This is a genomic window from Enterobacter mori LMG 25706, assembly GCF_000211415.1.
GTDB lineage: Bacteria > Pseudomonadota > Gammaproteobacteria > Enterobacterales > Enterobacteriaceae > Enterobacter > Enterobacter mori.
The window spans coordinates 326,419-336,421 of the sequence record NZ_GL890777.1; the positions used below are offsets into that span (position 1 = coordinate 326,419).

Annotated in this window: 11 protein-coding genes; 8 read left to right on the forward strand and 3 right to left on the reverse strand. The window is 56.1% G+C overall.

The annotated features are described in order from the left end of the window. The first annotated feature begins 28 nt into the window (after positions 1-28). The 5 genes from ENTMO_RS0115320 to rnd all read left to right on the forward strand — a co-directional run bounded on the left by ENTMO_RS0115320 (position 29) and on the right by rnd (position 6,408). Positions 29-1,939 carry an ATP-dependent DNA helicase gene (locus ENTMO_RS0115320; RefSeq protein WP_010432700.1) on the forward strand — a complete coding sequence of 637 codons (1,911 nt, stop codon included), beginning with the start codon at positions 29-31 and terminating at the stop codon, positions 1,937-1,939. 66 nt (positions 1,940-2,005) lie between these two features. Further along, positions 2,006-2,701, forward strand: coding sequence for a tRNA (adenosine(37)-N6)-threonylcarbamoyltransferase complex dimerization subunit type 1 TsaB (tsaB, locus tag ENTMO_RS0115325; protein WP_010432702.1), 696 nt, complete (start codon positions 2,006-2,008; stop codon positions 2,699-2,701). A 37-nt stretch (positions 2,702-2,738) separates the two neighbouring features. Beyond that, positions 2,739-3,320 (forward strand): Slp family lipoprotein, encoded by a 582-nt coding sequence (locus tag ENTMO_RS0115330; protein WP_010432706.1) that lies wholly within the window; start codon positions 2,739-2,741, stop codon positions 3,318-3,320. Between the two features lie 203 nt (positions 3,321-3,523). Further along, complete coding sequence (gene fadD, locus ENTMO_RS0115335; protein ID WP_010432709.1) at positions 3,524-5,209, forward strand: long-chain-fatty-acid--CoA ligase FadD; 1,686 nt, start codon at positions 3,524-3,526, stop codon at positions 5,207-5,209. Between the two features lie 83 nt (positions 5,210-5,292). Continuing rightward, positions 5,293-6,408, forward strand: a complete 1,116-nt coding sequence (gene rnd / locus ENTMO_RS0115340; RefSeq protein WP_157133727.1) for a ribonuclease D — start codon at positions 5,293-5,295, stop codon at positions 6,406-6,408. A gap of 73 nt (positions 6,409-6,481) precedes the next feature. Here rnd and minE read toward each other — a convergent pair whose 3' ends face one another. From minE to minC, 3 genes are read right to left on the reverse strand one after another with little or no spacing between them, the layout of a single operon-like run. After that, a complete protein-coding gene (minE, locus tag ENTMO_RS0115345; protein ID WP_010432714.1) occupies positions 6,482-6,751 on the reverse strand; it encodes a cell division topological specificity factor MinE in 270 nt (89 codons plus the stop codon). A gap of 3 nt (positions 6,752-6,754) precedes the next feature. After that, positions 6,755-7,567: a septum site-determining protein MinD gene (gene minD / locus ENTMO_RS0115350; RefSeq protein ID WP_010432717.1), complete on the reverse strand. Its 813-nt coding sequence runs from the start codon at positions 7,565-7,567 to the stop codon at positions 6,755-6,757. A 23-nt stretch (positions 7,568-7,590) separates the two neighbouring features. After that, positions 7,591-8,298, reverse strand: a complete 708-nt coding sequence (gene minC, locus ENTMO_RS0115355) for a septum site-determining protein MinC (protein WP_010432720.1) — start codon at positions 8,296-8,298, stop codon at positions 7,591-7,593. A gap of 123 nt (positions 8,299-8,421) precedes the next feature. On the opposite strand from minC, the gene ENTMO_RS0115360 reads away from it, so the two are divergent. The 3 genes from ENTMO_RS0115360 (at position 8,422) to ENTMO_RS0115370 (ending at position 9,938) form a co-directional block, all read left to right on the forward strand. Next, complete coding sequence (locus tag ENTMO_RS0115360; protein ID WP_010432723.1) at positions 8,422-8,697, forward strand: YcgL domain-containing protein; 276 nt, start codon at positions 8,422-8,424, stop codon at positions 8,695-8,697. Between the two features lie 47 nt (positions 8,698-8,744). Continuing rightward, positions 8,745-9,404, forward strand: a complete 660-nt coding sequence (locus tag ENTMO_RS0115365) for a fumarylacetoacetate hydrolase family protein (RefSeq protein ID WP_010432726.1) — start codon at positions 8,745-8,747, stop codon at positions 9,402-9,404. Positions 9,405-9,497: 93 nt separating this feature from the next. Then, positions 9,498-9,938, forward strand: a complete 441-nt coding sequence (locus ENTMO_RS0115370; protein WP_010432728.1) for a YcgN family cysteine cluster protein — start codon at positions 9,498-9,500, stop codon at positions 9,936-9,938. Positions 9,939-10,003: the final 65 nt, after the last annotated feature.

Here is a 10,003-nt window from a genome sequence, read left to right on the forward strand (position 1 = left end):
CTGTGCAAAAATACAGTGAGAGAGCACCGTGGCAGACGATTTTTCCCCTGAAGGTCAATTAGCGCAGGCTATCCCCGGCTTCAAACCCCGTGAACCTCAGCGTCAGATGGCGCACGCCGTTGCGCACGCTATCGATAAGGCTCAGCCGCTGGTGGTCGAAGCCGGAACCGGCACGGGTAAAACCTATGCTTACCTTGCTCCGGCGCTGCGTGCGAAGAAGAAGGTGATTATTTCCACCGGATCGAAGGCGTTGCAGGATCAGCTCTACAGCCGCGATTTGCCCACGGTGGCGAAAGCGCTGAAATACAAAGGGCGTCTGGCTCTGCTGAAAGGGCGTTCTAACTACCTTTGCCTTGAGCGTCTCGAGCAGCAGGCGCTGGCGGGTGGCGATCTGCCGGTACAGACGCTGAGCGACGTCATTATCCTTCGGTCATGGGCGAACCAGACCGAAGAGGGGGACATCAGCACCTGCGCGAGCGTGCCGGAAGACTCTCCTGCCTGGCCGCTGGTGACCAGCACCAACGATAACTGCCTCGGCAGCGACTGCCCGCTGTACAAAGACTGCTTTGTGGTTAAAGCCCGCAAAACTGCCATGGACGCCGACGTCGTGGTGGTAAACCATCACCTGTTTCTCGCGGATATGGTGGTCAAAGACAGCGGTTTCGGCGAGCTGATCCCCGAGGCTGACGTGATGATCTTCGATGAAGCGCACCAGCTCCCGGATATCGCCAGCCAGTATTTCGGCCAGTCGCTCTCGAGCCGCCAGCTTCAGGACCTGGCGAAAGATTTCACCATCGCCTATCGCACCGAATTAAAAGATACCCAGCAGCTGCAGAAGTGCGCCGACCGCCTGGCGCAGAGCGCGCAGGATTTCCGCTTACAGCTTGGCGAGCCGGGCTATCGCGGTAACCTGCGCGAACTGCTGGCGGACAAAAATATCCAGCGCGCGCTGCTGCTGCTCGATGATGCCCTGGAACTCTGCTACGACGTGGCGAAACTCTCGCTTGGACGCTCCGCGCTGTTAGATGCAGCGTTTGAACGCGCCACACTGTATCGCGGGCGGCTCAAACGGCTGAAAGAGATTAACCAGCCGGGCTTCAGCTACTGGTATGAGTGCACCTCGCGGCATTTCACGCTGGCGCTCACGCCGCTGACGGTGGCGGATAAATTTAAAGAGGTGATGGCGCAAAAACCGGGAAGCTGGATCTTCACCTCGGCAACCCTGTCGGTGAATGACGATCTGCATCACTTCACGGAACGTCTTGGCATTGAGGCGGCGGAATCGCTGCTCCTGCCCAGCCCGTTCGATTACGAAAAACAGGCGCTGCTCTGCGTTCCCCGTAATCTGCCGCTGCCGAACCAGCCGGGCGCGGCGCGCCATCTGGCGGCGATGTTAAAACCGATGATTGAGGCCAACAACGGCCGCTGCTTTATGCTCTGCACCTCTCACGCCATGATGCGCGACCTCGCCGAGCAGTTCCGCGCCACCATGACGCTGCCGGTTCTGCTGCAGGGCGAAACCAGCAAAGGCCAGCTATTACAGCAGTTTGTTTCTGCCGGTAATGCCCTGCTGGTGGCGACCAGCAGCTTCTGGGAAGGGGTCGACGTGCGCGGCGATACCCTCTCGCTGGTCATCATCGACAAACTGCCGTTTACTTCCCCGGACGATCCGCTGCTGAAGGCGCGGATGGAAGATTGCCGTCTGCGCGGAGGCGATCCGTTTGACGAGGTCCAGCTGCCGGACGCGGTGATTACCCTCAAGCAAGGGGTAGGGCGTTTGATCCGCGACGTCACCGATCGCGGCGTGCTGGTGATCTGTGATAACCGACTGGTGATGCGCCCTTACGGCGCCACCTTCCTCGCCAGCCTGCCGCCCGCGCCGCGGACGCGGGACATAAAACGCGCGGTGCGTTTCCTGGCAAACCCAACGGCGGAGTAATTCGCCCCGGAATGTGCTAAGATGCGCGCCATTTTGTGACTGACCCTTGCGAGAGCGCGACGACTGATGCGAATTCTGGCTATTGATACCGCGACAGAGGCTTGCTCTGTCGCTCTGTTGAACGACGGTGCTGTTTCTGCTCATTTCGAAGAGTGCCCACGGGAACACACCCAACGTATTCTGCCCCTGGTAAAAGCCATGTTAACCCAGGGCAACACCTCCTTAACCGACCTCGACGCGCTGGCCTTTGGCCGTGGCCCTGGCAGCTTTACGGGCGTACGTATCGGGATTGGCATTGCGCAGGGGCTGGCGCTGGGCGCTGAACTGCCGATGATCGGCGTCTCTACCCTCGCCACCATGGCGCAGGGTGCCTGGCGTATGACTGGCGCAACCCGCGTGCTGGCGGCCATTGATGCCCGCATGGGCGAAGTTTACTGGGCTGAATATACCCGTGATGAAAACGGCGTCTGGCACGGTGAAGAGACGGAAGCCGTGCTGACGCCTGAAGCCGTCACTGAACGCCTGAAACAGCTCTCAGGCGAGTGGGCGACGGTAGGGACGGGCTGGCCGGCATGGCCGGAAATGGGGAACGACACCGGCGTAACGCTGGTTGACGGCAATATGCTTCTGCCTGCCGCCGAAGATATGCTTCCCCTTGCCTGTCAGCTGTTCGCGAAAGGAAAAACCGTTGCCGTTGAACAGGCTGAGCCGGTTTATTTACGAAACACCGTTGCGTGGAAGAAACTTCCAGGCCGCGAGTGAATCTCAGTAACAGGAACTGAGAAAAAGGAGTCGCATCATGGCGGTTCAAACTAAAGTTGTTCGCCTTTTAATGGCAGGCGTTGTTGCCACAGCACTGAGCGGTTGCGTAACCGTTCCTGATGCGATTAAGGGCAGTAGCCCAACGCCACAGCAGGATCTGGTGCGCGTTATGAATGCACCTGAGCTGTATGTTGGCCAGGAATCGCGCTTCGGCGGCAAGGTGATCGAGGTCTTTAACCAGCAGGGTAAAACCCGTCTGGAAATTGCGACGGTACCGCTGGACAGCGGTGCTCGCCCCGTTCTGGGGGAGGCCTCCCGCGGGCGCATTTATGCAGACGTCAGCGGTTTCCTTGACCCGGTCGATTTCCGTGGGCAACTGGTGACCGTTGTTGGGCCGATTACCGGTTCGGTGCAGGGCAAAATCGGCAGCACGCCGTATAAATTTATGACTATGCAGGTGACGGGCTACAAACGCTGGCGTATTGCCCAGCAGGTCGTCATGCCGCCACAGCCGATCGATCCGTGGATGTGGGGTCCTCATCCTTACCGTTATGGTTACCCCGGCTGGGGCTGGTATAACCCGGGCCCGGCGCAGGTTCAAACGATCGTAACTGAGTAACTAACTGTTATTATTAGGAAAGAGACAGCGGCTCAGCCGCTGTCTCTGTTTTTTTACGGATAAAATGAAAAAAAAGAGTGACGCGCTTCGCAACCTGCAATCTGAACAATTAATAAACTGGTACGCTGAGTTAATATAATGTTAACAAACTGTTTATTATCGGGGCTGTGATGACGACGAATACTCATTTCAGAGGTGATGCATTGAAAAAGGTTTGGCTTAACCGGTATCCCGCAGATGTGCCTGCGGAGATCAATCCTGACCGTTATCAATCCCTGGTTGAATTATTTGAACACTCGGTGCGGCGTTACGCTGACCAGCCTGCGTTTGTGAACATGGGCGAAGTGATGACCTTCCGTAAGCTGGAAGAGCGTAGCCGGGCGTTTGCGGCCTATTTACAGGAAGGGCTGGGACTGCAAAAAGGGGACCGCGTCGCGCTGATGATGCCAAACCTGCTGCAATACCCGGTAGCGCTGTTCGGCATCCTGCGAGCCGGGATGATTGTCGTCAACGTGAACCCACTATATACCCCGCGTGAACTTGAGCATCAGTTGAACGACAGCGGCGCGGTCGCAATTGTCATTGTCTCGAACTTTGCCCACACGCTGGAAAAAGTGGTCGACAGAACCCAGGTAAAACACGTCATTCTGACGCGCATGGGCGATCAGCTTTCCACGGCCAAAGGCACGCTGGTTAACTTTGTCGTTAAATACGTGAAGCGGCTGGTACCAAAATATCACCTGCCGGACGCCATTTCCTTCCGCCGTGCGCTGCACGCGGGCTACCGTATGCAATACGTCAAGCCAGAAGTGGTATCAGAAGATCTCGCCTTCCTGCAGTACACCGGTGGCACCACCGGCGTGGCGAAAGGCGCGATGTTGACGCACCGGAACATGCTGGCGAACCTTGAACAGGTGAACGCCACTTACGGGCCTTTGCTGCATCCGGGCAAAGAGGTGGTGATCACCGCGCTTCCGCTGTATCACATCTTTGCGCTGACCATGAACTGCCTGCTGTTTATTGAGCTGGGTGGTCAGAACATCCTCATCACCAACCCGCGCGATATCCCGGGCCTGGTGAAAGAGCTGGCGAAATATCCGTTCACCGCCATGACGGGGGTGAATACTCTGTTTAATGCGCTGCTCAATAATAAAGAGTTCCAGCAGCTGGATTTCTCCACGCTGCACCTCTCCGCAGGCGGCGGGATGCCCGTTCAGCAGGCGGTCGCTGAGCGCTGGGTGAAGCTGACCGGTCAGTATCTGCTGGAAGGCTATGGTCTGACGGAGTGCGCGCCGCTGGTGAGCGTGAACCCGCACGACATTGACTACCACAGCGGCAGCATTGGCTTGCCTGTTCCGTCGACCGAAGCAAAGCTGGTGGATGATGAGGATAACGAAGTGCCTCATGGTGAGCCAGGCGAGCTGTGCGTAAGAGGGCCGCAGGTGATGCTGGGCTACTGGCAACGTCCGGATGCTACGGACGAGATCATCAAAGACGGCTGGCTGCATACCGGCGATATTGCCGTGATGGACGACGAAGGTTTCCTGCGCATTGTCGATCGTAAGAAAGACATGATCCTGGTCTCCGGCTTTAACGTCTATCCGAACGAAATCGAAGATGTGGTCATGCAGCACAGCGGCGTGCTCGAAGTGGCGGCTGTGGGCGTCCCTTCCGGCAGCAGCGGTGAAGCGGTGAAGATATTTGTGGTCAAGAAAGAGCCTTCGCTGAATGAGGAAGAGCTGATAACCTTCTGCCGTCGTCAGTTAACGGGCTACAAGGTGCCGAAGCTGGTGGAATTCCGCGATGAACTGCCAAAATCCAACGTCGGGAAGATATTACGACGAGAATTACGTGACGAAGCCCGTGCCAAAGTAGACAATAAGGCCTGAGCTTCACGTTAATCGCCCAGACGCCGGTTAAGCCGGCGTTTTTTATGGGCGCAAACAAAAGAGAAAATGATTTGAATTACCAGATGATCACGACCAACGACGAGCTGGCTTCGCTGTGCGAAGTGACGCGCGACTATCCCGCCATCGCCCTGGATACCGAGTTTGTCCGTACGAGAACCTATTATCCGCAGCTGGGCCTGATTCAGATGTACGACGGCAAACATGTCTCGCTGATTGACCCGCTCGGTATTACCGACTGGGCACCAATGCGCGAGCTGCTGCTGGATACGGCCGTGACCAAATTCCTGCATGCGGGCAGTGAAGATCTGGAAGTGTTTATGAATACCTTTGGCATCATGCCGCAGCCGCTCATTGATACGCAGATCCTCGCGGCGTTCAGCGGGCGTCCGCTCTCATGGGGCTTTGCTGCCATGGTTGAGGAATACACCGGCCTGACGCTGGACAAAAGCGAATCCCGTACCGACTGGCTGGCACGCCCGCTGACCGAGCGTCAGCTGGAATATGCGGCGGCAGACGTCTTCTACCTGCTGCCGATTGCCGGACAGCTGATGAAGGAGGCAGAAGCCTCCGGCTGGCTGTCTGCTGCGCTGGATGAGTGCCGAATGACCCAGCAGCGTCGTCAGGAAGTGGTTGACCCGAAAGAGGCCTGGCGCGATATCACAAACGCCTGGCAGCTTCGCACGCGTCAGCTGGCGTGCCTGCAGCTATTAGCGGACTGGCGTTTGCGCAAAGCGCGCGAGCGCGATCTGGCCGTGAACTTTGTGGTGCGTGAAGAGCATCTGTGGGCGGTCGCGCGCTACATGCCTGGCAGCATGGGTGAACTGGACAGCATTGGGCTTTCGGGTAGCGAGATTCGTTTCCACGGCAAAACCCTGCTCGCGCTGGTGGCGCTGGCACAGCAAACGGCGGATGAAGACCTGCCGGAACCGCTGCTGAATTTGATGGATATGCCGGGCTATCGTAAAGCGTTTAAAGATATCAAGGCGCTGGTGCAGGACGTCGCAACGGAAAGCAAGCTGAGCGCGGAGCTCCTGGCATCACGTCGTCAGATTAATCAGTTGCTGAACTGGCACTGGAAGCTGAAGCCGCAGAATGGGCTGCCGGAGCTGATGGCGGGCTGGCGCGGGGAATTGATGGCCGATCGCCTGAATACGCTGCTGGAAGGTTACCCGCGATAAAAATATGCCGGGCGATACACCCGGCATATTCCCCCGGTGGCGCTGCGCTTACCGGGGCTACGAAATCACAAACCTACGGACGCGACTCTTCCGCTTCCGGGAGCGTAACGTTCAGCTCCAGAATCGAAATATCCCCGTCTTTTTGCTCCAGCTGTACGGTGACCATCTCCGGGTCAATCTGCACGTACTTACAGATCACTTCCAGGATGTCCTTGCGCAGCTGCGGCAGGTAGTGAGGCTCGGCGTCGCTACGACGACGCTCCGCAACAATAATTTGCAGACGTTCTTTTGCGATGTTGGCGGTGCTTTTTTTCCGCGAGAGAAAAAAGTCCAGTAATGCCATAACTTATCCTCCGAACAGGCGTTTGAGGAAACCTTTCTTCTCTTCTTCAATGAAGCGGAAAGGACGTTCTTCTCCCAGCAGACGGTCAACGGTATCGGCGTAAGCTTTACCTGCATCTGCCATCGTATCCAGAATCACTGGCTCACCCTGGTTAGAGGCGCGTAACACGGACTGATCTTCCGGGATAACGCCAACCAGTTTGATGCGCAGGATCTCCAGCACGTCTTCCATGCTCAGCATGTCACCTTTGTTCACGCGGCCCGGGTTGTAACGGGTCAGCAGCAGGTGCTCTTTGATCGGTTCCTGACCATTTTCCGCACGGCGGGATTTAGAGGCGAGGATACCGAGAATTCGGTCTGAGTCACGCACGGACGAGACTTCAGGGTTCGTGGTGATAATGGCTTCATCCGCGAAATAGAGCGCCATCAGCGCACCGGTTTCGATACCGGCAGGGGAGTCACAGACGACGAAGTCGAACTCCATCTTTTTCAGATCGTCGAGCACCTTCTCCCCGCCTTCGCGGGTCAGCGCGTCTTTGTCACGGGTCTGAGACGCCGGAAGAATGTAGAGGTTCTCGGTGCGCTTGTCTTTAATCAGCGCCTGGTTAAGCGTGGCATCGCCCTGGATGACGTTTACGAAGTCATACACGACGCGACGCTCACAACCCATGATCAGGTCCAGGTTACGCAGGCCGATATCGAAATCGATAACGACGGTTTTCTTTCCCTTCTGGGCCAAACCAGTAGCGATGGCCGCGCTGGAGGTGGTCTTGCCAACGCCTCCTTTACCCGAAGTAACAACAATAATGCGTGCCATAGAAATTCCTTGTTAAAAAGGGATCAATTCAACGGTTGAACGGTCAACGCGTCGTCTGCCAGCAGCAGACGAGCCGCTTTGCCATAAAATTCGGCTGGGATCTTGTCGCTCAGCCAATATTCACCTGCGATGGACACCAGTTCCGCCGTCAGGTGACTACAAAATATTTGTGCTTCCCGATCGCCACTTGCGCCCGCGAGCGCACGCCCACGCATCATACCGTAGACGTGAATATTGCCATCCGCAATCAGTTCAGCGCCAGCACTGACGTGGCTTGTAACAATTAGATCACAGTTTGGCGCATAAATTCGCTGACCGGAACGAACCGGCACATCAATCAATCGCGTTTTTGTGACAGGTGTAACGTTTTGAACCGGAGGAGGGGGCGTCTGTACTGCCGCTGGGGCCGAACGAGGGGCTTTTTCTTTGCCTTCGGTCAAAAGCGGTAGCCCAGCCCGGTCAATCTCGGCTTTCAGTTCAGCATCTTTACAGCCGCTAATGCCGACAATACGCAGCCCGGTGGATGAAACCGCCTGCTGGAGAAGTTTCCAGTTAACCGGGGCATCCAGACCGCTCACATTGACGACAACGGGGGCATGTTTCAGAAAGGCGGGTGCCTGCGCGATTTTATCTTCTAACGCCTGACGAATAACCTCGGGTTTTGCATCATGCAAATGAACCACTGATAAGGTGAAGCTACTGCCTTTAAGCTCGATGGGCGTGTTTGACATCCTGGCCTTACTCAATTTGCTATTAACCGCAACAACTCGCTGCGATATTCCGAAGAGTATCAGGCATGTTATAGTCAGGAGTATATTGAGGCAAGCAACCACCCATTAATTCAGAGTAAAAACATGTTTTGTGTGATCTATAGAAGTACAAGCCGTGACCAGACCTATCTTTATGTCGAAAAGAAAGACGATTTTTCGCGCGTGCCTGAAGAATTAATGAAAAACTTTGGCCGCCCTCAGCTGGCGATGCTGCTGCCGCTTGACGGGCGTAAGACGCTGGTGAATGCCGATCTGGAAAAAGTGAAATTGGCATTAACCGAGCAAGGCTATTATTTACAGCTTCCGCCACCACCCGAGAATTTATTAAAACAGCATCTTGAGGTGAACGGAAACAAATAAACCCGGACGCTTCCGGGAACAACACATCAACCGTTTAGGGGTCGACCATGTATCAACATCATAACTGGCAAGGTGCATTACTGGATTATCCCGTCAGCAAAGTCGTCTGCGTGGGCAGCAACTACGCAAAACACATTCAGGAAATGGGCAGCGCGACGCCAGAAGAGCCGGTACTGTTTATTAAGCCCGAAACCGCACTCTGCGATATTCGCCAGCCGCTGGCGTTACCGCAAGGGTTGGGTTCTGTCCACCACGAAGTGGAGCTGGCAGTGCTGATTGGCGCCACGCTGCGCCAGGCTTCTGAAGAGCATGTGCAGAAAGCGATTGCCGGTTACGGTGTCGCCCTGGATCTCACCCTGCGTGATGTGCAGGGCAAGATGAAGAAAGCGGGGCAACCGTGGGAAAAAGCCAAAGGCTTTGATAATTCCTGCCCCATTTCGGGTTTTGTTCCGGTGAGCGAGTTTACTGATGACCCGCAGGACACCCCGCTCAGTCTGAAGGTGAACGGCGAGGTTCGTCAGCAGGGCACTACGGCCGACATGATCCACAAGATCGTCCCGCTGATTGCCTACATGAGCCGCTTCTTCACCCTGAAACCGGGTGATGTGATCCTGACCGGTACGCCAGAGGGCGTCGGCCCGCTCAACGGTGGCGATGAGCTTGAGGTCAGTTTCAACGGCCTGTCGCTGAAAACACGCGTGCTGTAAAAACACCTTGCCGCCCGAAATGGGCGGCAAAACTTGCATCAACGTGCCAGACTCGTTATAAGGTGCGCTTTCTTTTGACGTGTGGACATCCTGATGAACGACATCCCTTTCTGGCAAAGTAAAACGCTCGACGAAATGACCGACGCGGAGTGGGAGTCGTTGTGCGACGGCTGCGGACAGTGCTGCCTGCACAAGCTGATGGATGAGGACTCCGACGAGATCTATTTCACCAACGTCGCCTGCAAGCAGCTGAACATCAAACCCTGCCAGTGCCGCAACTACGAACGCCGCTTCGAGTACGAGCCGGACTGCATCAAATTAACCCGTGAAAATTTGCCGACCTTTGAGTGGTTACCGCACACCTGTGCGTATCGCCTGCTGGCGGAAGGAAAAGATCTGCCGAAATGGCATCCGCTGCTGACCGGCTCTAAAGCGGCTATGCACGGCGAACGCATTTCCGTGCGTCATATTGCGGTGAAAGAGTCTGAAGTGCGGGACTGGGAAGACCACATCATGAATCACCCTAATCGGTGATAATAAAAAACCCGCCGAGGCGGGTTTTTTATTATGGTTGTGCGGCCTGATGCCCTCACCCCAAC

Bases quoted from the DNA above. Each gene is read 5' to 3' on its own strand.
- tsaB (WP_010432702.1), top strand. From the start codon at position 2,006: ATGCGAATTCTGGCTATTGATACCGCGACAGAGGCTTGCTCTGTCGCT.
- ENTMO_RS0115330 (WP_010432706.1), top strand. From the start codon at position 2,739: ATGGCGGTTCAAACTAAAGTTGTTCGCCTTTTAATGGCAGGCGTTGTT.
- rnd (WP_157133727.1), top strand. From the start codon at position 5,293: ATGATCACGACCAACGACGAGCTGGCTTCGCTGTGCGAAGTGACGCGC.
- minE (WP_010432714.1), bottom strand. From the start codon at position 6,751: ATGGCATTACTGGACTTTTTTCTCTCGCGGAAAAAAAGCACCGCCAAC.
- minD (WP_010432717.1), bottom strand. From the start codon at position 7,567: ATGGCACGCATTATTGTTGTTACTTCGGGTAAAGGAGGCGTTGGCAAG.
- minC (WP_010432720.1), bottom strand. From the start codon at position 8,298: ATGTCAAACACGCCCATCGAGCTTAAAGGCAGTAGCTTCACCTTATCA.
- ENTMO_RS0115360 (WP_010432723.1), top strand. From the start codon at position 8,422: ATGTTTTGTGTGATCTATAGAAGTACAAGCCGTGACCAGACCTATCTT.
- ENTMO_RS0115365 (WP_010432726.1), top strand. From the start codon at position 8,745: ATGTATCAACATCATAACTGGCAAGGTGCATTACTGGATTATCCCGTC.
- ENTMO_RS0115370 (WP_010432728.1), top strand. From the start codon at position 9,498: ATGAACGACATCCCTTTCTGGCAAAGTAAAACGCTCGACGAAATGACC.